The sequence below is a fragment of the Erwinia sp. 2186 genome, from assembly GCF_057812255.1.
On the sequence record NZ_CM173824.1, the window covers coordinates 2,208,342 to 2,227,935 of the forward strand.

General features: G+C 53.9%; 20 protein-coding genes. 12 read left to right on the top strand and 8 right to left on the bottom strand.

What is annotated here, in order from left to right; all coding sequences use genetic code 11:
• Positions 1-228 precede the first annotated feature (228 nt).
• A complete protein-coding gene (locus ACXKZG_RS10245) occupies positions 229-480 on the bottom strand; it encodes a hypothetical protein (protein ID WP_471720053.1) in 252 nt (83 codons plus the stop codon).
• A 221-nt stretch (positions 481-701) separates the two neighbouring features.
• Between ACXKZG_RS10245 and yoaA the strand changes: the two genes are divergently transcribed.
• The 5 genes from yoaA (at position 702) to rnd (ending at position 7,136) form a co-directional block, all read left to right on the top strand.
• A complete protein-coding gene (gene yoaA, locus ACXKZG_RS10250; RefSeq protein WP_013202466.1) occupies positions 702-2,612 on the top strand; it encodes a DNA repair helicase YoaA in 1,911 nt (636 codons plus the stop codon).
• Positions 2,613-2,669: 57 nt separating this feature from the next.
• Positions 2,670-3,371 carry a tRNA (adenosine(37)-N6)-threonylcarbamoyltransferase complex dimerization subunit type 1 TsaB gene (tsaB, locus tag ACXKZG_RS10255; RefSeq protein WP_209215452.1) on the top strand — a complete coding sequence of 234 codons (702 nt, stop codon included), beginning with the start codon at positions 2,670-2,672 and terminating at the stop codon, positions 3,369-3,371.
• A 57-nt stretch (positions 3,372-3,428) separates the two neighbouring features.
• On the top strand, positions 3,429-4,025 hold the full coding sequence (locus ACXKZG_RS10260; RefSeq protein WP_013202464.1) for a Slp family lipoprotein: 597 nt from the start codon (positions 3,429-3,431) through the stop codon (positions 4,023-4,025).
• Positions 4,026-4,233: 208 nt separating this feature from the next.
• Positions 4,234-5,916 (top strand): long-chain-fatty-acid--CoA ligase FadD, encoded by a 1,683-nt coding sequence (gene fadD, locus ACXKZG_RS10265; RefSeq protein WP_346567485.1) that lies wholly within the window; start codon positions 4,234-4,236, stop codon positions 5,914-5,916.
• A 110-nt stretch (positions 5,917-6,026) separates the two neighbouring features.
• Positions 6,027-7,136, top strand: coding sequence for a ribonuclease D (gene rnd / locus ACXKZG_RS10270; protein WP_151037240.1), 1,110 nt, complete (start codon positions 6,027-6,029; stop codon positions 7,134-7,136).
• 51 nt (positions 7,137-7,187) lie between these two features.
• Here the strand turns inward: rnd and minE are convergent, their stop codons facing one another.
• From minE to minC, 3 genes are read right to left on the bottom strand one after another with little or no spacing between them, the layout of a single operon-like run.
• Positions 7,188-7,457 carry a cell division topological specificity factor MinE gene (gene minE / locus ACXKZG_RS10275; protein WP_013202461.1) on the bottom strand — a complete coding sequence of 90 codons (270 nt, stop codon included), beginning with the start codon at positions 7,455-7,457 and terminating at the stop codon, positions 7,188-7,190.
• 3 nt (positions 7,458-7,460) lie between these two features.
• Entirely contained in the window at positions 7,461-8,273 is an 813-nt protein-coding gene (minD, locus tag ACXKZG_RS10280; RefSeq protein ID WP_013202460.1) for a septum site-determining protein MinD, read from the bottom strand.
• Positions 8,274-8,315: 42 nt separating this feature from the next.
• Positions 8,316-9,008 carry a septum site-determining protein MinC gene (minC, locus tag ACXKZG_RS10285; protein ID WP_013202459.1) on the bottom strand — a complete coding sequence of 231 codons (693 nt, stop codon included), beginning with the start codon at positions 9,006-9,008 and terminating at the stop codon, positions 8,316-8,318.
• 158 nt (positions 9,009-9,166) lie between these two features.
• Between minC and ACXKZG_RS10290 the strand changes: the two genes are divergently transcribed.
• The 4 genes from ACXKZG_RS10290 (at position 9,167) to ycgN (ending at position 11,853) form a co-directional block, all read left to right on the top strand.
• Positions 9,167-9,433 carry a YcgL domain-containing protein gene (locus ACXKZG_RS10290; RefSeq protein WP_151037242.1) on the top strand — a complete coding sequence of 89 codons (267 nt, stop codon included), beginning with the start codon at positions 9,167-9,169 and terminating at the stop codon, positions 9,431-9,433.
• A gap of 98 nt (positions 9,434-9,531) precedes the next feature.
• Positions 9,532-10,620: a lytic murein transglycosylase gene (locus ACXKZG_RS10295; RefSeq protein ID WP_488876160.1), complete on the top strand. Its 1,089-nt coding sequence runs from the start codon at positions 9,532-9,534 to the stop codon at positions 10,618-10,620.
• A gap of 68 nt (positions 10,621-10,688) precedes the next feature.
• A complete protein-coding gene (locus ACXKZG_RS10300; protein WP_013202456.1) occupies positions 10,689-11,348 on the top strand; it encodes a fumarylacetoacetate hydrolase family protein in 660 nt (219 codons plus the stop codon).
• A 64-nt stretch (positions 11,349-11,412) separates the two neighbouring features.
• Complete coding sequence (gene ycgN / locus ACXKZG_RS10305; protein ID WP_013202455.1) at positions 11,413-11,853, top strand: cysteine cluster protein YcgN; 441 nt, start codon at positions 11,413-11,415, stop codon at positions 11,851-11,853.
• Positions 11,854-11,916: 63 nt separating this feature from the next.
• On the opposite strand, the gene ACXKZG_RS10310 is transcribed toward ycgN, so the two are convergent.
• Positions 11,917-12,081, bottom strand: coding sequence for a hypothetical protein (locus ACXKZG_RS10310; RefSeq protein ID WP_167738416.1), 165 nt, complete (start codon positions 12,079-12,081; stop codon positions 11,917-11,919).
• A 141-nt stretch (positions 12,082-12,222) separates the two neighbouring features.
• Positions 12,223-12,753 (bottom strand): disulfide bond formation protein DsbB, encoded by a 531-nt coding sequence (gene dsbB / locus ACXKZG_RS10315; RefSeq protein ID WP_013202453.1) that lies wholly within the window; start codon positions 12,751-12,753, stop codon positions 12,223-12,225.
• Between the two features lie 310 nt (positions 12,754-13,063).
• On the opposite strand from dsbB, the gene fadR reads away from it, so the two are divergent.
• Complete coding sequence (gene fadR, locus ACXKZG_RS10320; protein ID WP_013202452.1) at positions 13,064-13,783, top strand: fatty acid metabolism transcriptional regulator FadR; 720 nt, start codon at positions 13,064-13,066, stop codon at positions 13,781-13,783.
• Between the two features lie 55 nt (positions 13,784-13,838).
• Here the strand turns inward: fadR and ACXKZG_RS10325 are convergent, their stop codons facing one another.
• Positions 13,839-15,374 carry a SpoVR family protein gene (locus tag ACXKZG_RS10325; protein WP_013202451.1) on the bottom strand — a complete coding sequence of 512 codons (1,536 nt, stop codon included), beginning with the start codon at positions 15,372-15,374 and terminating at the stop codon, positions 13,839-13,841.
• Positions 15,375-15,899: 525 nt separating this feature from the next.
• Between ACXKZG_RS10325 and ACXKZG_RS10330 the strand changes: the two genes are divergently transcribed.
• Complete coding sequence (locus ACXKZG_RS10330; protein ID WP_013202450.1) at positions 15,900-17,195, top strand: D-amino acid dehydrogenase; 1,296 nt, start codon at positions 15,900-15,902, stop codon at positions 17,193-17,195.
• A gap of 29 nt (positions 17,196-17,224) precedes the next feature.
• Positions 17,225-18,295, top strand: coding sequence for a catabolic alanine racemase DadX (gene dadX / locus ACXKZG_RS10335; protein ID WP_488876161.1), 1,071 nt, complete (start codon positions 17,225-17,227; stop codon positions 18,293-18,295).
• Here the strand turns inward: dadX and ACXKZG_RS10340 are convergent.
• On the bottom strand, positions 18,288-19,487 hold the full coding sequence (locus ACXKZG_RS10340) for a multidrug effflux MFS transporter (protein WP_346567473.1): 1,200 nt from the start codon (positions 19,485-19,487) through the stop codon (positions 18,288-18,290). The two genes, dadX and ACXKZG_RS10340, sit on opposite strands and share 8 nt — an antisense overlap.
• Positions 19,488-19,594: the final 107 nt, after the last annotated feature.

Here is a 19,594-nt window from a genome sequence, read left to right on the forward strand (position 1 = left end):
GTTGCATGGACATGACGCGGATTATAAACGACAGACTTTTTCTGGGAACATTTTACACCAGCAATGATGCGTTGAATGTTGCGATAAAAAGACGGCCTGGGGCAATTAAGTGCCTGAGGTGTTGCCCTAAATAAGCTTTTATAAGGCTGCTTGAACAGGGCCTTTTCCAACAACGTAGGGACTCGTTAAACTGGCAGGCCGCATGAAGCGGCCTGGTCGGAACCGGTATCAATCGACAGCGGGATCCTGATATTTGATGTACTGGCGGATCGTGTCGTGGATCTCACGGTTGCTGCCTTCCTCCAGCCCTCGGCTGGCATACTCTTTTGCCAGCGCCTCGAGAACGTCATCAAATTTACCCTTGTAGTTAAGATTGTTGAGCGCGATTTGCTGCCCAAGAATTTCCCTCAGCACCAGGGTCTCAACGTTCAACCTGTTGACGGTCTCCTCAAGCTTTTTAATTCTTTCTTCGTCTGACATAGCCCCTCCACGGTTAAATTATCAGGAAAACCAGCGCGCTGACTGACATTCAAAATAGAATCGCCGAACGTAAAGGTCAATACAATGAGCAGGTTAATTCCTTTTATGTGCCCAACAGCCAGGCGCGAGGCACAGCATTTGACTGGCCGTCACCTAAAGGGTGGAGCGTGGGCGCGGATACTGACATAATTACAGTGTTTTCTAAAACGTAGTGAGGACGTGTGGCAGACGATTTTGCAGCAGATGGCGCGCTGGCGCTGGCAATCCCAGGATTCAAACCGCGTGAACCGCAGCGACAGATGGCGCAGGCGGTCAGTGAAGCTATCGAAAATAAGCATGAACTGGTGGTAGAGGCGGGAACCGGCACCGGGAAAACCTACGCGTATCTGGCGCCGGCGCTGCGATCCGGTAAAAAAGTGATCATCTCCACCGGATCGAAAGCGTTGCAGGATCAGCTCTACAGTCGCGATCTTCCTACCGTCGCAAGAGCGCTGAAATTCAAAGGGCAGGTCGCGCTGTTAAAGGGGCGATCGAACTACCTCTGCCTGGAGCGGCTGGAGCAGCAGTCGATGGTCGGCGGCGAGTTGGCCGTGCAGGCGATGAGCGATCTGGTCCATCTGCGCGGCTGGTCCAGTGAAACGGTCGATGGCGATATCAGCACCTGCGGCGGTGTCGCGGAAGACAGTACCATCTGGCCGATGGTCACCAGCACCAATGACAACTGTCTGGGCAGCGATTGCCCGGTGTATAAAGACTGTTTTGTGGTGAAAGCCCGTCGCAAAGCGATGGATGCCGATGTGGTGGTGGTTAACCATCACCTCTTTCTGGCGGATATGGTGGTGAAAGAGAGTGGTTTTGCTGAACTGATCCCGGAAGCCGACGTGATGATCTTCGATGAAGCCCACCAGGTCCCGGACATTGCCAGCCAGTATTTTGGCCAGCAGCTCTCCAGCAAACAGCTTATCGATTTGGCGAAAGACATCACGATTGCCTACCGCACCGAAGTGCGTGACGTTCAGCAGCTGCAAAAATCCGCCGACCGATTATCACAAAGCGCACAGGATTTCCGCCTGGCGCTGGGCGACCCCGGCTTCCGCGGTAATCTGCGCGATATCATGAACAATCCCAACATTCAGCGTGCGCTGTTGCTGCTGGATGATGCGCTGGAGCTTTGTTATGACGTGGCAAAAATGTCGTTGGGGCGTTCTGCGCTGCTGGACGCCGCCTTTGACCGCGCGGCCCTTTACCGGGGACGTCTGAAGCGTCTGAAAGACGTCACGCAACCGGGTTTCAGCTATTGGTACGAATGCAATTCCCGCCACTTTATTCTGGCGCTGACGCCGCTCTCAGTATCAGATCGTTTTCGCGAAGTGATGGACGAACGTCCGGCAAGCTGGATATTTACCTCCGCCACGCTGGCGGTAAACGAGAAGATGACGCATTTTGTTGAGCGCCTTGGCGTCAGCAGTGCGAAAACGATGATCCTCGAGAGCCCGTTTGATTTCGCCAGCCAGGCACTCCTCTGCGTGCCGCGCAATCTGCCGTCACCCAATCAACCGGGTGGGGCAAAGCAGATGGCGCGGATGCTGCTACCGTTAATTGAAGCCAATAATGGCCGCTGCTTCTTCCTCTGCACGTCGCACCAGATGATGCGCGATCTGGCTGAACAGTTCCGTGCGATGTTAACGCTGCCGGTGCTACTGCAGGGGGAAACCAGTAAAGGTCAGTTGCTGAAGCAGTTTGTTGCTGCCGGCAACGCCTTGCTGGTGGCGACCAGCAGCTTCTGGGAAGGCGTGGACGTGCGCGGCGACGTGCTGTCGCTGGTGATCATCGATAAGCTGCCGTTTACCTCGCCGGATGACCCGCTGTTGAAAGCGCGCATGGAAGACTGCAAGCTGCGCGGCGGCGATCCTTTTGATGAGGTGCAGCTTCCTGACGCGGTGATCACCCTGAAACAGGGTGTGGGTCGATTGATCCGCGATGTGGACGATCGGGGCGTGCTGGTGATCTGCGATAACCGGCTGGTGATGCGTCCTTATGGCGCAGTGTTCCTCAACAGCCTGCCTCCGACCCCCAGAACGCGCGATATTCAGCAGGCGGTTGAATTTCTTAAACCGTCGGCACAACAGTAATCTGTGGCGCACTGTGCTATGCTGCGCGCCGAAAAATCTATCCCGCCAGAGGTGTGTATGTCCCCGCGTATTTTAGCGATTGATACGGCTACCGAAGCCTGTTCAGTTGCGTTGCTGAATGATGAAAACGTCACGGCCCATTTTGAGCTGTGTGCCCGTGAGCACACCCAGCGTATTTTGCCGATGGTGCAGGCATTGCTTCAGCAAGAAAACACCAGGCTTGCGGAGTTAAACGCGCTGGCCTTTGGTCAGGGGCCGGGCAGCTTTACCGGCGTCCGTATCGGCATCGGCATCGCGCAGGGCCTGGCGTTTGGTGCAGAACTGCCGATGATCGGCGTTTCCACGCTGAAAACCATGGCACAAAGTGCCTGGCGTCTGCACGGCGCGACGCGCGTGTTGGCGGCCATTGATGCCCGCATGGGTGAAGTGTATTGGGCCGAGTATCAGCGTGACGCACAGGGCGACTGGCAGGGTGCAGAAACCGAAGCCGTGCTGAAACCAGAAGCCGCGCAAGCCAGAATGGCCGCGCTGACCGGGCGTTGGGCGATGGTAGGAACCGGTTGGAAAGCCTGGCCGCAGCTGGCCGAAAACAGCGGGCTGGAGCTTACCGCTACGGACGTCGAACTGCCTTGCGCGGAAGATATGTTACCGCTGGCCGCCCTGGCTTACGCCGCGGGTCGAATGGTGGCGGTGGAACAGGCTGAACCGACCTATTTGCGTAATGAAGTGACATGGAAAAAATTGCCGGGCCGCGAGTAATCCGGGCAACTATTTATCAGGGAAGCAGTCAGAGTAATCAGTATCCTGGAGAACTTTATGCGTAAACGCGTTTTATTGCAGTTAGGTAGTCTGTTACTGGCCTCTGCACTGCTTTCTGGCTGCATGAGCGTGCCAGATTCGGTGAAAGGCACGTCTCCCACCCCACAGCAGGATTTGGTGCGGGTGATGAACGCGCCGCAAATCTATGTCGGTCAGGAATCTCGCTTCGGCGGGAAAGTGGTCAAAGTGGTGAATAAAGATGGTATGACCCGGCTGGAAATTGCCGCTCAGCGTCTTGATGACACCGCCAGACCGATCTTAGGGACGCCGTCTATTGGCCGTATTTATGCCGATATCAAAGGGTTCGTCGATCCCATCGACTTTAACAATCAGATTGTGACCGTGGTCGGGCCGATAAAAGGCACCGAGAAAGGGGAAGTCGGCCAGGCGTCGTATAACTTTATTACTGTCGATGTGACCGGTTACCAGCGCTGGCATCTGACCCAGCAAATTGTTTCGCCACCACAGCCGATCGATCCGTGGATTTGGTACGGTCCACCACGCGGTAGTCGCCATGGTGGATACTGGGGACCGCCGCCGTTCGGTTACTACAATACCGGGCCAGCACAGGTACAAACTATCCTGACGGAATAGACAGATAGCAGACTCTCTTACGACCCGACGGCTTACGTCTTCGGGTCGTTTTTTATTGCCGATCTCAGGATGAGATTATTTTAGTGATGGGCTTCGCAACCTCAAAACAGAGAACAGAGCAAACTGGTACGCTGAGTTAAAATAATGTTAAAAGATGCGACTGTTTGAGGCTGCGATGACAACAAATACGACTTTCCGAGGTGTTTCCTTGAATAAGGTTTGGTTAAACCGCTATCCGGCAGATGTTCCGGCAGAGATCACTGCTGACCGCTATACATCGCTGATTGATTTGTTTGAACACGCAGTTAAACGTTACGCAGACCAGCCCGCCTTCATTAATATGGGGCAGGCGATGACCTACCGTAAGCTGGAAGAGCGCAGCCGGGCTTTTGCCGCTTATCTGCAACAGGGGCTGGGCCTGAAAAAGGGCGATCGTGTGGCCCTGATGATGCCTAACCTGTTGCAATACCCGATCGCGCTGTTTGGCATTCTGCGGGCAGGAATGATTGTGGTTAACGTCAATCCGCTTTACACCCCGCGCGAGCTGGAACATCAGCTGAATGACAGCGGTGCCAGTGCCATCGTCATTGTCTCGAACTTTGCCCACACGCTGGAAAAAGTGGTGGCCAAAACCCAGGTGAAGCACGTAATCCTCACGCGACTGGGCGATCAACTTGCGCCGGCGAAAGGCACGCTGGTCAATTTTGTTGTCAAATACATCAAGCGGATGGTGCCGAAATACCATCTGCCCGATGCGATCTCCTTCCGCAGCGCGCTGCATGAGGGCTATCGCATGCAGTATGTGCGCCCGGACATCATTAACGACGATCTGGCGTTCCTGCAATACACCGGCGGAACTACCGGCGTTGCCAAAGGCGCGATGCTTACTCACCGCAATATGCAGGCGAATCTTGAGCAGACCAAAGCCACCTATGGCTCGCTGCTGAAAGAGGGCAAAGAAACGGTGGTCACCGCTTTACCGCTGTACCATATCTTCGCGCTGACGGTGAACTGCATGCTGTTTATCGATTTGGGCGGCGCAAACCTGCTGATCACCAATCCGCGTGATATTCCTGGCTTGGTGAAAGAGCTGTCCAAAGTGCGCTTCACCGCGATTACCGGCGTGAATACGCTGTTTAACGCCTTGCTGAACGATGAGGATTTCCAGAAGCTCGACTTCTCCAGCCTCAGCTTATCAGCCGGTGGCGGCATGTCGGTGCAGAAAGCGGTCGCCGAACGCTGGGAAAAGCTGACCGGGCACTATCTGCTGGAAGGTTACGGCCTGACCGAGTGCTCACCGCTGGTTTCCGTCAATCCCTACGACATTCGCTATCACAGTGGCAGCATTGGTTTGCCGGTGCCTTCCACTGACATCATGCTGGTGGATGATGAAGGCAATGAGGTCGCTGAAGGCGAGCCTGGCGAACTGTGCATCAAAGGACCGCAGGTGATGCTCGGTTACTGGCAACGGCCTGATGCAACTGATGAAGTGTTAAAAAATGGATGGCTTCGCAGCGGTGATATTGTTACCGTTGACCAGGAAGGTTTTATTCGCATTGTCGATCGCAAAAAAGACATGATCCTGGTTTCTGGTTTCAACGTCTATCCTAACGAAATCGAAGATGTTCTGATGCTGCATCCGAAAGTGCGTGAGGCTGCCGCCATTGGTGTTCCTAACGATGTGGCAGGAGAGACGGTGAAAATCTGCGTCGTGAAGAAAGATCCTTCACTGACTAAAGAAGAGCTGATCGCACACTGCAAAAAGAACCTGACGGGCTATAAAGTGCCTAAAATCGTTGAGTTTCGGGATGAGTTACCGAAAACTAACGTCGGCAAAATTCTGCGCCGTGAACTGCGTGATGAAGCGATAAAAGCGGCTAAAGCCAGCTGATTATCGCTGCGCTTTCCGAGAATGCTAAAACGCCGGTCATGCCGGCGTTTTTATTGTGATTAGACTGAGGCCGGAAAGGCCACAGCGAGAGGATCATTTTGAACTACACCATGATAACCACCAACGAGGCGCTGGCTGAACTTTGCCTGACCGCCCGTCAGTTTCCGGCGCTGGCGCTGGATACCGAATTCGTCAGAACCCGCACCTATTATCCTGGCCTTGGCCTGATCCAGATGTATGACGGCGAGAATATCGCGCTGATCGATCCGCTGCCGATCACCGAATGGGCGCCATTCCGCGATCTGCTGCTCGATGAGAAGGTGATCAAGTTCCTGCACGCTGGCAGTGAAGATCTGGAAGTCTTCCTGCATGAATATGGCGTGCTGCCGGTGCCGATGATTGATACGCAGATTCTGGCTGCCTTTACCGGCCGTCCACTTTCCTGCGGATTTGCCACCATTGTTGAATCCTTTACCGGTATCGCGCTGGATAAAAGCGAATCACGCACTGACTGGCTGGCGCGTCCGCTGACCGAGAAGCAGTGTCAGTATGCGGCCGCTGATGTGTTCTACCTGCTGCCGATTGCCCATAAGCTGCTGGCGGAAGCCGAAGAGTCGGGCAGGATTAATGCCGCACTGAACGAATGCAGCCTGCTGTGTCAACGCCGTCAAATGGTGGTGGCCCCACAAGAGGCTTACCGTGACATTACCAATGCCTGGCAACTGCGTCCGCGTCAGCTTGCTGCACTGCGTCTGATGGCGGCATGGCGGCTGGAGCTGGCACGTGAAAAGGACATGGCGGTGAATTTCGTGGTGCGCGAAGAGAACCTGTGGAAAGTGGCGCGCTATATGCCTGGTTCCCTCGGCGAGCTGGATCACCTTGGGCTTGCCGGTCAGGAAATTCGTTTCCACGGTAAAGCGCTGGTGGCGATGGTTGCTCAGGCGAATGCGCTGGAAGAGAGCGAGTTGCCGGAACCGGTCGCTAACCTGATTGATAATTCTGACTACAAGAAAGTCTTCAAAGAGCTGAAAGCGTTGATGGCGGAAGTGGCAGAAAAAGAGGGTATTAGTCAGGAGTTGTTGGCGTCACGTCGTCAGATTAACCAACTGCTGAGCTGGCACTGGAAATTAAAACCACGGGACAGAAAACCCGAGCTGATTGATGGATGGCGGGGCGAACTGCTTCACGACGGGATCGCTGAAATCCTGAAGGCATACTGACCGAGGTTTTCCCCTGCCTGAGAGCAGGGGAAAATCAGGAGCAGGAGAGGATCATTTCGGTGCTTCTTCTGCCTCCGGGAGCGTCACGTTGAGCTCCAGAATCGAAATATCATCGTCCTTTTGATCCAGCTTAACGCTCAGCATTTCCGGATCGATCTTCACGTATTTGCAGATAACTTCCAAAATATCCCTTTTCAGCTGTGGCAGATAGTGGGGCTCACTGTCGCCCCTCCTGCGCTCTGCCACAATGATCTGCAGCCGTTCCTTGGCTATATTGGCTGTCGGCTTTTTACGGGATAAAAAGAAATCGAGTAAGGCCATGGTTTATCCCCCAAACAGGCGTTTCAGGAAACCCTTCTTCTCTTCTTCAATGAAGCGGAAGGGACGTTCTTCACCGAGAATACGGTCAACGGTATCAGCATAGGCTTTGCCTGCGTCGGATTCGGCATCCAGAATCACCGGCTCACCCTGGTTAGAGGCGCGCAGCACCGACTGATCTTCCGGGATCACACCTGCCAGTGGAATACGTAAAATTTCCAGCACGTCTTCCATGCTCAGCATGTCGCCACGGTTCACACGACCCGGGTTATAACGCGTCAGCAGCAGGTGTTCTTTAATCGGATCCTGGCCATTTTCCGCACGGCGGGATTTGGACGAAAGAATGCCCAAAATGCGGTCTGAATCGCGAACTGAAGAGACTTCCGGGTTAGTGGTAATGATAGCTTCATCGGCGAAATACAGCGCCATCAGTGCGCCGGTTTCGATCCCTGCCGGTGAGTCACAGACAATAAAGTCGAAATCCATCTTACCGAGGTCATTCAGGATTTTTTCAACGCCATCACGCGTTAATGCATCTTTATCACGTGTCTGTGACGCAGGCAGAATGAACAGGTTCTCAGTACGCTTATCTTTGATCAGCGCCTGGTTCAGCGTGGCATCACCCTGAATCACGTTCACAAAGTCATACACCACGCGACGCTCACAACCCATAATCAAATCGAGATTACGCAGGCCGATGTCAAAGTCGATAACCACGGTTTTTTTGCCCTTCTGGGCTAAACCGGTAGCGATGGCCGCGCTGGACGTGGTCTTGCCAACGCCCCCTTTACCCGATGTAACTACAATAATGCGTGCCATAAAATGATTTCCTTAAGAAAAGAAAGGGCTCGTGAGCCTGGCTCAGTTCAGTGTCTGTATAGTCAGGGCGCCGTCTCTTAAACAGAGGCGTGACGCTTTTCCAAAAAATTCAGCCGGAATATGATCCATCATCCAGTATTCACCGGCGATAGAGACCAACTCAGCTGACAAACTGGTACAAAAAATCTGGCAATCACGGTCACCGCTGGCACCAGCCAGTGCACGGCCACGCATCATGCCATAAATATGGATATTGCCATCGGCGACCAGTTCTGCACCGGCGCTGACGCTATTGGTCACGATCAGATCGCAATTCTTGGCATAAATCTGCTGGCCAGAGCGGACTGGCGTATTGATTACCCGGGTTTTAACAGGCGGGAGTTCAGCGGGTTTAACCGGTTCAATCACCTCGACGGCTTGTTTCTGCTCTTTACCTTCCGATAACAGCGGCAGACCGGCGCGAGTAATGATGCGTTTTAACGGTTCATCTTTGCAGCCGCTGACACCAACGATATGCAGACCGGTAGAGGTGACGGCTTGTTGCATCAGTCTCCAGTTAACCTCACTGGTCAGTGAAGCTACGTTCAACACCACCGGAGCATTTTTCAGAAAGGCCGGAGCCTGATTGACTTTATCCTGAAGCGCCTGACGAACCACGTCTGGGTCAGCGTGGTGAAGGTGCACAACAGACAGAGTAAAACTGCTGCCCTTTAACTCGATTGGCGTTTGTGACATCTGTCCCGGCTCAGTCCTGTTAATTCTGGTCCCGGCTAATTTATGTCGTTAAACGAACATATAATCGCGTTGGGACAATATTCCGAAGTTCTGCAAGCATGTTATAGTTACTACTATATCCAGGCAAGTCACCATCCAGGTTAATTCGAGTAAAAAATATGTTTTGTGTGATCTACAGAAGCCCCAAGCGTGACCAGACTTATCTTTATGTCGAAAAAAAAGACGATTTCTCCCGCGTTCCTGCGGAACTGATGCAAGGTTTTGGTAAACCGCAGCTGGCGATGATGCTGCCGCTGGACGGCACCAAAAAGCTGGCTAACGCGGATCTCACCAAAGTGAAGGCCGCGCTTGAAGAGCAGGGATTTTATTTACAGGTGCCTCCTCCGATCGAAAGTCTGCTTAAGATGCATCTGGAAAAAGAGTAAAAAAGATTAATTAGGAACTATCTGCAAAATATATCGCCGCCGCAACGGCAATCCACTGGATTTAATTGTGGCGGCGACGGCAAAAAAAGGATGCCCGCATGAAGCTTACATCCCTCAGTAGCATTATTTTCTCCCTGTTATTGGCCGGATGCGCCAGTAAAAACAGCGCAGCCCCTGCGCCAGAAACCCCCGTTCCCGCTAAACCGCCCGCCAGCGCACCCTCCCAGAGCGGCTTTCTGCAACAGCCCAGCAAAACCACGCTGGCCGCTACCGGCCGCGACCCGGCTGAATTCCCCGGCTACGTCGAGCAACTGAAAGCGCAGGCGCTTCAGCAAGGAATCGATCGCGCCACCGTGGATGCTGCTTTTGCCAATGTGCATTTTGTTGATCACGTGATTACCTCCGATCGTAACCAGTTAGAGAAAAAGGTTACGTTAAGCGATTACCTGTCACGGGTGATGACTGATAAGAAGATCCAACAGGGCCGTGACAATCTGCAGCTATATCAAGGGCAGCTGATGCCGGTCAGCCAGCAGACCGGCGTCCAGCCGCAATATATCGTTGCGCTTTGGGCGATGGAGAGTAGCTTTGGTAAAATTCAGGGCAGAGAGGATGTGATTTCATCGCTCTCGACGCTGGCGTTTGAAGGAAGACGCGAAGCGTTCTTCACCAAAGAGCTGATTGCCGCGCTGAAAATTATTCAGCAGCAGCACATTGCGCCAGAGGAGATGAAAGGCTCCTGGGCAGGCGCGATGGGACAGAACCAGTTTATGCCAAGTTCCTTTATGCAGTACGGAGCTGATGGCGATGATGATGGCAAAATTGATATCTGGAACAACGTCGACGATGTCTTTGCTTCCACCGCCAATTATCTGTCGAAAGAGGGCTGGAAAGCAGGCGAAAGCTGGGGTAGGGAAATTGTGCTGCCGGTTGATTTCGTGACCGATCAGGCCGGCATCAAAGATGCACAGGCCAAAACCGTCGGCGAGTGGGAGAAACTCGGCGTGCGAATGACCAGCGATAGCGCGCTGCCAGATACCCATCAGCGTGCCTGGATTATTCTGCCGGACGATACGCCAGGCCGTGCATTCATGGTTTATGACAATTTTCGCACCATCATGCACTGGAATCGGTCTTATTATTTCGCCATCAGCATCGGCATGATGGCTGACGCTATTTCGCAATAGCGTGAAGACAGGAATGGACAAATGGCTCAAACCGGGCCATTCACTCTCAACTCAGGCAGGGGAACAGTATGTATCAGCATCATAACTGGCAGGGCGCTTTGTTGGACTATCCGGTAAGCAAAGTGGTGTGCGTGGGCAGCAACTATGCCAAACACATTAAAGAGATGGGCAGCGCCACGCCCTCTGAACCTGTGCTGTTTATCAAACCAGAAACCGCGATTTGCGATATCCGCCAGCCGCTGTCGATCCCGAAAGATCTCGGCGCGGTACACCACGAAGTGGAGCTGGCCGTTCTGATTGGCTCAACGCTGAAGCATGCGACCGAAGCGCATGTGGCTAAAGCGATTGCCGGTTACGGTATCGCGCTGGATTTAACCCTGCGTGATGTGCAGGCTGGCTGCAAAAAGGCCGGACAGCCGTGGGAGAAAGCCAAGGGTTTCGACAACTCTTGCCCGATTTCAGGCTTTATTCCGGTCAGCGAGTTCGGGGCGGATCCGCAGAATATCGAGCTGAAGCTGGTGGTCAACGGTGAAGTGCGTCAGCACGGCAATACTGAAGACATGATCCACAAAATCCTGCCGCTGATTGCCTATATGAGCAAATTCTTTACCCTGCGCGCCGGTGACGTTATTCTGACCGGCACGCCTGAAGGCGTTGGCCCGATGGCCTCCGGTGACACGCTGGAAGTGTCTCTGGGCGGTCGTGGCGTCGCCACCCGCGTGCTGTAAGACTTGCATCTGAAGCCCGAACTGTTTATAAGGTGCGGGCTTTTACTTAAACGGGACACCGAACATGACTGATACCCCTTTCTGGCAGCGGAAAACGCTGGAACAAATGAGTGATGAGGAATGGGAATCCTTGTGTGACGGTTGTGGCCAGTGCTGTCTTAACAAGCTGCAGGATGCTGACACCGACGAAATCTACTTTACCAACGTCGCGTGTAACCAACTCAACATTAAAACCTGCCAGTGCCGTAACTATGAGCGTCGCTTCGAATATGAAGAAGACTGCATCAAGTTAACGCGCGATAATTTGCCGACTTTCTCCTGGCTGCCGCCGAGCTGTGCCTATCGGGTGCTGGCGGAAGGTAAAAATTTACCGGTCTGGCATCCTTTACGCACCGGCTCTAAATCGGCGATGCATGCCGAGCGTATTTCGGTACGTCATATTGCCGTGCGGGAAAGTGAAGTGCGGGACTGGGAAGACCATATTATTAACCGGCCTCACCGCTGAGCATAAAAAAGCCGCCGCTGAATAAACAGGGCGGCTTTTTTGATCCCACCTGAAAAGTCCGCGTTAAGCCTGAGGCTGACCCGATGGGTCGCTGCCGCCAGGCGCGCCGGGAAGTTGATGACCACCCGGTGGTGCAGGTGGCGGAGCATGCAGGTTGTCCCTTGGGGCACAGCCTGCAAGGACAGCAGAAGAGAGAGCCAGTGCCAGCACAAATACGATTCGTTTCATAACACTCCTTGGACTTTTCTTGCGTATTTTCAGCTTAGTAGCGCAATCACCATCCGACAAATATTTTGCCTGACCATGTGATTTTCAGCCACAAAAAAGCCCGCGAGAGGCGGGCTTGATCTTGGTGGGGTTGCTTAACGCTTAGCGCGAGAACAAATCCCGGCGCTTCGGCTTGAAGGGTTGCGCTATCAATACCAGCACACCCACAATCAGGTACGCGGCAAAGACCACAACTAACCACTGTGGCATGCCCAGCGTCAGGAACGTCCACAGCTTCTCGGTGCAGTCACCGGTTGCTACAAATACGGATGGCAGCCATTTATCCAGTGGCAGCCAGCCTGGGAAACGGGCGGCAAAATCACAGGTGACAAACGGGTTCGGGTGCAGCTGGATCATGGTGTGCTCCCATGAAAGGCGGACGCCTTCCCAGGCGCTGTAGAGCCACACCAGAATGGCGACCCAGCGCAGCGGGGTTTTTGGCGCAATCGCGCCGACCAGGCCAGCACCCATCACGCCAAACAGGGCACAACGCTCATAAATACACATTACGCAGGGTTTCAGCATCATGACATGCTGAAAGTAGAGTGCGGCCATTTCCAGGGCAAAAGCGGTGAAGGCCAGCAGTAACCAGGCACCACGGCCGCGGGAACAGCTATTCAGATATCGCAACATATTCATTCCATGTGAAGGGCGTTCAAACGGCAGTGTAAACTAAATGACTCACCGTGCCAGCCACAGGGGAAGAAATTTTATTGCATAAAATGACTTAAGTTAAACAGAGTGGCAATAAACCTGCTTTTGAGCGCTTGCAGCGAGTAGGGCGATTCAGGACGAAAAATGGCCCGTGAAAGCGTCGGCTCTTTTTTCGGATATTTGCGGGATGGGTGCCGTTTTAGGCCAGTGGCGGTCTATGTCATCGCCAGGGCATCTGGTATGATGAGCCCAATATTTGCAGTCATGAACGCAACGGAAACAAAACGCTATGGTCATTAAGGCGCAGAGCCCTGCGGGTTTCGCTGAAGAGTACATTATAGAAAGCATCTGGAACAGTCGCTTCCCGCCGGGTTCGATTTTGCCCGCAGAGCGTGAGCTTTCTGAATTGATTGGTGTCACCCGTACTACCTTGCGTGAAGTGCTCCAACGTCTGGCACGCGATGGCTGGCTAACCATTCAGCACGGCAAACCGACCAAAGTGAATAACTTCTGGGAGACCTCCGGCCTGAGCATTCTGGAAACGCTGGCGCGCCTCGATCACGATAGCGTTCCACAGCTGATCGATAATCTGCTGTCGGTTCGCACCAACATCTCCTCAATCTTTATCCGCCGTGCGATCCGCACCTATCCGGATAAAGCCAAAGAAGTGCTGTTGACCGCGCAGAATGTAGAAGACAAAGCCGAAGCCTATACCGACCTCGATTACAGCATTTTCCGCGGTCTGGCGTTTGCCTCAGGCAACCCTATTTATGGTTTGATCCTGAATGGCCTGAAAGGGCTGTATACGCGGGTAGGACGGCATTACTTCTCCAACCCGGAAGCGCGCCAGCTGGCACGTGATTTTTATCAGCAGTTACTGACCATTTGTCAGAACGAACAGTTTGATAAAATTGTCGATTCCGTCCGTGACTACGGTCGCCGGAGCGGCGAGATCTGGCACGGTATGCAGAATACTATGCCAACGGATTTGCCCCCGCAGCGTCGTTAACAGCAGCGCAAGAAAAAGCCGGTTCAGTTGAACCGGCTTTTTTTATACGCAAAATCTACAGGGTAGAGGTGCGCGGCGGACAGCGATCGAGTAACTCGGTGCTGCCATCGTCGTTAAGCTGCTCAAGATGGATGTCAAAGCCCCACAGACGGTGTACATGCTTCAACACTTCTCTGCGGCTCTTGTCTAACGGCGCACGACTGTTAGGCACATAGCGCAGCGTCAGTGAGCGATCGCCACGCAGGTCAACATCATAGACCTGAATATTCGGTTCAAGGTTACTGAGGTTGTACTGCGCTGAAAGCTGCTGGCGAATAGCCCGATAGCCGGCTTCATCATGGATGGCAGCAATCTCGAGGAAATTATTGCGGTCATCGTCCATTACCGTAAACAGGCGGAAATCGCGCATCACTTTCGGCGACAGGAACTGGCTGATAAAGCTCTCGTCCTTAAACTCGCGCATGGCAAAGTGCATCGTTTCCAGCCAGTCGCTGCCGGCAATATCCGGGAACCAGTAACGATCTTCTTCAGTCGGTTCCTGACAGATACGTTTGATATCCTGGAACATGGCAAAGCCCAGCGCATAAGGGTTGATGCCGTTATACCACTGGCTGTTGTAAGGCGGCTGGAACACCACATTGGTGTGGCTGTGCAGGAACTCCAGCATAAAGCGTTCGGAAACTTTACCCTCGTCATACAAGTGATTGAGGATGGTGTAATGCCAGAATGTTGCCCAGCCCTCATTCATGACCTGAGTCTGTTTCTGCGGATAAAAATACTGGCTGACTTTACGCACAATACGCAAAATCTCACGCTGCCATGATTCCAGCAACGGCGCATTTTTTTCCATAAAATAGAGCAGGTTTTCCTGTGGCTCAGAAGGGTAGCGTGCGGCTTCCGCCTGCGAGGATTCCTTCTCGCGGCGCGGCAAGGTACGCCACAGCATGTTCACCTGGCTTTGCAGATATTCTTCACGGCTCTGCTGGCGAGCGGTCTCTTCCTGCAGGGAGATTTTTTGTGGGCGCTTATAACGGTCGACACCGTAATTCATCAGCGCGTGGCAGGAGTCGAGCAGTTTTTCGACTTCCTCAAGACCGTAGCGCTCTTCGCACTTGGCAATGTAGTTACGGGCGAAGATCAGGTAATCGACAATCGAACTGGCATCGGTCCAGCTGCGGAACAGGTAGTTGTTTCTGAAAAAAGAATTATGCCCATAACAGGCATGAGCCATCACCAGCGCCTGCATTGTGATGGTGTTCTCTTCCATCAGATAGGCGATACAAGGATTGGAGTTAATGACGATTTCATACGCCAGGCCTTGCTGACCATGTTTGTAGCGCTGTTCGGTTTCAATGAATTTCTTGCCGAAGGACCAGTGCGCATAGTTGATAGGCATCCCCACGCTGGAGTAGGCATCCATCATTTGCTCAGATGTGATCACTTCGATCTGATGAGGGTAGGTTTCAAGCCGGTAGAGCTTAGCGACGCGATCGATCTCTTTCAGGTAATCATCAAGCAGATCGAAGGTCCAGTCTGGTCCATCACTGAGTCGTTTGCTGTCCTTTATGGGACCGTCAAAGATAGTCGTCATAGCGCACCCCTTTTTAAAAACCGGTTTTCGACGTTACAACACGTAGCGGCAAAACATCCGTTTTCATGTCGACCTGCCGCTGCACTGCGACCGCAAAGGCAAGCCTGGAATTAAAGCCAATACCTCAATGATAGTTCACTCTCTCTGATTGCTCTGATGAATACAATGGAAATTTTCGACAGAAAATAGAGTCGCCAAGGGAAAATAATTTTAACGTCAGGTGAAATGCGAGAAATGGCTCACAAAACAGAATTATGTGCTGTATATAAGCGAAAGATCTGAACGGATCACTTTCTGCTGAGAAAAGTGAAAAATGCCTGATTTGGACTGATATGCTGCTTTCAACCGCTGTTTGGCAGTATTAAATTCCGAATATAACCGCTCATCTTCTTTTTATTACCCTTTAGAGTAAAAAACATGTGAAATATGTCAGTGCGATGTTGCTGATGTGGTTGCAGTGTTTTAAACCGTAGCACTCGCAGTAATCCAGTTAATTCCTCTTTTCTCAACGGCGGTGGTGCGGTTATGCGAGTTGTCATTCTGGGTAGTGGTGTGGTCGGCGTGGCAAGCGCCTGGTATCTGGCACAGGCCGGGCATGAAGTGACGGTGATTGACCGTCAACCGGGCGTGGCGATGGAAACCAGTGCGGGCAACGCCGGGCAGATTTCTCCGGGTTATGCTGCTCCCTGGGCCGCGCCAGGCGTGCCGTTAAAAGCCATTAAATGGATGTTCCAGCGCCATGCACCGCTGGCGATCCGTCCGGATGGCAGTCGTTTTCAGCTGGAGTGGATGTGGCAGATGCTGCGTAACTGCGATATGCACCACTATCAGGAAAACAAAAGCCGCATGGTGCGGATTGCCGAATATAGCCGGGACTGCCTGAAAGCCTTGCGCCAGCAAACCGGTATTGCTTATGAAGGACGGCAGGGCGGCACGCTGCAACTTTTCCGCACCAGTCAGCAGTTTGAAAGCGCCACCAAAGACATCGCCGTGCTGAAAGAGGCCGGTGTACCTTATGAACTGCTGGAAGCGGCGCAGCTGGCGGATGCGGAGCCCGCACTTGCCACCACTCAGCATAAGCTAACCGGGGGTTTGCGCCTGCCGAATGACGAAACGGGCGACTGCCAGCTGTTTACTCAGCGTCTGGCGGAAATGGCCGCCAGCGCTGGCGTGACTTTCCGCTTTAATACCCCGGTTGATGCGTTGCTGCAGGAAGGCAATCAGATTACGGGCGTCAAATGTGGTGCTGAAACGGTGACGGCAGATGCCTATGTGGTGGCCTTCGGCTCTTACTCAACCGCACTGTTAAACGATATCGTCAAGGTGCCCGTCTACCCGCTGAAAGGCTATTCGCTGACCATTCCGATCAAAAATGAACAGGCGTCACCGGTGTCTACCGTGCTCGACGAAACCTATAAAGTGGCCATCACGCGTTTTGACGATCGTATTCGCGTCGGCGGGATGGCGGAAATTGTTGGCTACAACACTAAGCTGTTGCCAGCCCGGCGGGAAACGCTGGAAATGGTGGTCGGCGACCTCTACCCGGAAGGGGGGCATATTGAGCAGGCGACGTTCTGGACCGGGCTGCGTCCGATGACGCCGGACGGCACGCCAATCGTTGGCCGCACGCCGCTGAAGAATCTTTTCCTCAACACTGGTCACGGAACGCTCGGTTGGACCATGGCCTGCGGTTCCGGGCAGCTGCTTTCTGATATCATCTCCGGACGCACCCCTGCCATTGCTGCAGACGATCTGTCGGTGATGCGTTATCTGCCGGGATTTTACCCGACACCGGGCCACACGCTCCACGCGGCCCGCTGATCTTCCCGTATTGAGAACCAGGAGAAGTTATGTCTCGTCCGATTGTCGCAACTGTCGACACCAGCGCGTTGCGGCATAACCTGGCGGTTGCCCGCCAGGCTGCACCTCATTCCCGTGTGTGGTCCGTGGTGAAAGCGAATGCCTATGGCCACGGTATTGACCGCGTCTGGCAGAGTTTTGCCGCTACGGATGGCTTCGCGTTGTTGAACCTTGAAGAAGCGATCCTGCTGCGCGAGCGCGGCTGGAAGAAGCCGATCCTGCTGCTGGAAGGGTTTTTCCATGCTGATGAGCTGGCGATCCTCGACCAGTATCGCCTGACCACCAGCGTGCACAGCAACTGGCAGATCCAGGCGCTGGCAAAAGCGAAGCTCTCTGCACCGCTCGATATCTATCTGAAGGTGAATAGCGGCATGAACCGGCTCGGCTTCGCACCGGAGCAGGTGCAGCAGGCCTGGAACAAACTACGCGGTCTGGAAAATGTGGGCGAAATGACGCTGATGGCGCACTTCGCGGAAGCCGAGACCAGCGAAGGCATTGAACAACCGCTCAGACGTATTGAGCAGGCAGCCGAAGGGCTGGATTGCCCGCGTTCACTGGCGAACTCGGCCGCGACGCTATGGCATCCTCACACGCATCATGACTGGGTTCGGCCGGGTATAATTCTGTATGGCGCGTCACCCAGCGGAAAATGGCAGGACATCGCCAGCAGTGGGCTGCAACCGGTGATGTCGCTGAACAGCGAAATCATCGCTATTCAGAACTTAAAGGCCGGTGACGGAGTCGGTTACGGTTCACGCTATCGTGCTCAGGGCGAACAGCGTATTGGCGTGGTGGCCTGCGGTTATGCGGATGGCTATCCGCGTCATGCGCCAACCGGAACGCCGGTGTGGGTCGATGGCGTGAGAACGCATACCGTTGGTGCGATCTCAATGGACATGATTACCGTGGATTTAACCCCTTGCCTGCAGGCTGGGATTGGGAGTCAGGTTGAACTTTGGGGCAGTAACATCAAGATTGATGAAGTGGCTGAAGCCGCCGGCACGGTAGGTTACGAGCTGATGTGCGCTCTGGCCACCCGCGTGCCGGTCAAAATCAGCTAGTTTTTAGCGCGGTCAGGGTACCGCGTACTTTCTTACTGCTGACCCACGCCAGTGAGGTCAGCACCGCACCAATGATCATCATGGCACTGAGCGCAAACTTTTCGTTCAGCGGCAGTGCCATCGCCAGCAAGCCCGCCGATGAACCGCCTGCCATCTGAATAAATCCTGCCAGCGCCGACGCCACGCCCGCCTGCTGTTGATAAGGCTCAAGCGCATAGCTGGTGGCGGGGCCGACGGTAAACGCCAGTCCGGCTACCGAGATCGCCACCGGGAACATATACAGTGCCCAGCTGGTCTGCATCCCGGCCGGGAAAATCAGCATACCGCCCAGCATAGTCAGTGCACCTGCCGCCATCGCCAGACTGCCGATGGCCAGGCAGATAGGGCGGCCCAGCTTACGGATCATTTTATTTACCAGCACGCTGACTAACATGATCCAGAAACCGTTCGCGCCAAAGGCAATCGAGAATTGCAGGGCGGTCAGCTTGCCTTCGGTCATCAGTACCTGCGGTGCCAGCGAAACATAGGTCAGCACCATGCCCATCGCACCGGCATTGGCAAAGGTAAACGCCAGGAAGCGGGGTTCACGCAGTATCTGTGCGTACTGGCGCAAAGGGATCCCTTTCACCGCCAGCGTGCCCGCAGGACGCGTTTCCGGCAGGAAGCGCCAAATCATCAGGCCAATCACCAGCGCATAACCGGTCAGGAACCAGAAAGGCGCCCGCCAGCCATAGGCATCCGCCAGGAAGCCGCCGAGCATCGGTGCCAGCGCCGGAACGATATTTAACGCCCCGTTAAGGAAGCCGTAAGCTCTGGCTGCTTCATCACCTTCCAGACGGTCACGGACGCCGCTGAAGGCCACCACAGCCGTACAGCATACGGCACAGCCCTGAACGATACGCGCGGTGAGGAATTGCGGCCAACCGGTCGCCGTCGCCGCCAGAATACTGCCCAGCAGATACAGCAACAGACCGGCAATGGCAATCGGCTTTCTGCCGAAGTTATCGACCAGCGGTCCCGCCACAATCTGACCTAAGCCCATGACCAGCAGAAACAGCGGAATGGTGGTCTGAATCGTGGTCACCGGCGTATTCAAACCGAGAGCGATATCGGGCAGTGTCGGCAGGTAGAGGTCAATGCCCAGCGGCGCCAGAAGCACCAGGCTGAGAAGAAGAAGGGTGAATTTTTGCATCGTGCGTGACGGCATCCGTTTAAAAGCAAGCCGCACAGGGTAGAGATAACGGCTGGAAAAGAAAAGGGGAGTTGGAAGAATTTTATGGAAAGGCGAGAGTCATGCCA

What these genes read in the sequence shown, in the direction of transcription:
- ycgN (WP_013202455.1), top strand. Translation starts at nt 11,413, where the DNA reads ATGACTGATACCCCTTTCTGGCAGCGGAAAACGCTGGAACAAATGAGT.
- fadR (WP_013202452.1), top strand. Translation starts at nt 13,064, where the DNA reads ATGGTCATTAAGGCGCAGAGCCCTGCGGGTTTCGCTGAAGAGTACATT.
- ACXKZG_RS10300 (WP_013202456.1), top strand. Translation starts at nt 10,689, where the DNA reads ATGTATCAGCATCATAACTGGCAGGGCGCTTTGTTGGACTATCCGGTA.
- ACXKZG_RS10295 (WP_488876160.1), top strand. Translation starts at nt 9,532, where the DNA reads ATGAAGCTTACATCCCTCAGTAGCATTATTTTCTCCCTGTTATTGGCC.
- ACXKZG_RS10290 (WP_151037242.1), top strand. Translation starts at nt 9,167, where the DNA reads ATGTTTTGTGTGATCTACAGAAGCCCCAAGCGTGACCAGACTTATCTT.
- tsaB (WP_209215452.1), top strand. Translation starts at nt 2,670, where the DNA reads ATGTCCCCGCGTATTTTAGCGATTGATACGGCTACCGAAGCCTGTTCA.
- minD (WP_013202460.1), bottom strand. Translation starts at nt 8,273, where the DNA reads ATGGCACGCATTATTGTAGTTACATCGGGTAAAGGGGGCGTTGGCAAG.
- ACXKZG_RS10330 (WP_013202450.1), top strand. Translation starts at nt 15,900, where the DNA reads ATGCGAGTTGTCATTCTGGGTAGTGGTGTGGTCGGCGTGGCAAGCGCC.
- ACXKZG_RS10340 (WP_346567473.1), bottom strand. Translation starts at nt 19,487, where the DNA reads ATGCAAAAATTCACCCTTCTTCTTCTCAGCCTGGTGCTTCTGGCGCCG.
- rnd (WP_151037240.1), top strand. Translation starts at nt 6,027, where the DNA reads ATGATAACCACCAACGAGGCGCTGGCTGAACTTTGCCTGACCGCCCGT.
- minC (WP_013202459.1), bottom strand. Translation starts at nt 9,008, where the DNA reads ATGTCACAAACGCCAATCGAGTTAAAGGGCAGCAGTTTTACTCTGTCT.
- ACXKZG_RS10325 (WP_013202451.1), bottom strand. Translation starts at nt 15,374, where the DNA reads ATGACGACTATCTTTGACGGTCCCATAAAGGACAGCAAACGACTCAGT.
- ACXKZG_RS10310 (WP_167738416.1), bottom strand. Translation starts at nt 12,081, where the DNA reads ATGAAACGAATCGTATTTGTGCTGGCACTGGCTCTCTCTTCTGCTGTC.
- ACXKZG_RS10245 (WP_471720053.1), bottom strand. Translation starts at nt 480, where the DNA reads ATGTCAGACGAAGAAAGAATTAAAAAGCTTGAGGAGACCGTCAACAGG.
- dadX (WP_488876161.1), top strand. Translation starts at nt 17,225, where the DNA reads ATGTCTCGTCCGATTGTCGCAACTGTCGACACCAGCGCGTTGCGGCAT.
- minE (WP_013202461.1), bottom strand. Translation starts at nt 7,457, where the DNA reads ATGGCCTTACTCGATTTCTTTTTATCCCGTAAAAAGCCGACAGCCAAT.
- dsbB (WP_013202453.1), bottom strand. Translation starts at nt 12,753, where the DNA reads ATGTTGCGATATCTGAATAGCTGTTCCCGCGGCCGTGGTGCCTGGTTA.
- ACXKZG_RS10260 (WP_013202464.1), top strand. Translation starts at nt 3,429, where the DNA reads ATGCGTAAACGCGTTTTATTGCAGTTAGGTAGTCTGTTACTGGCCTCT.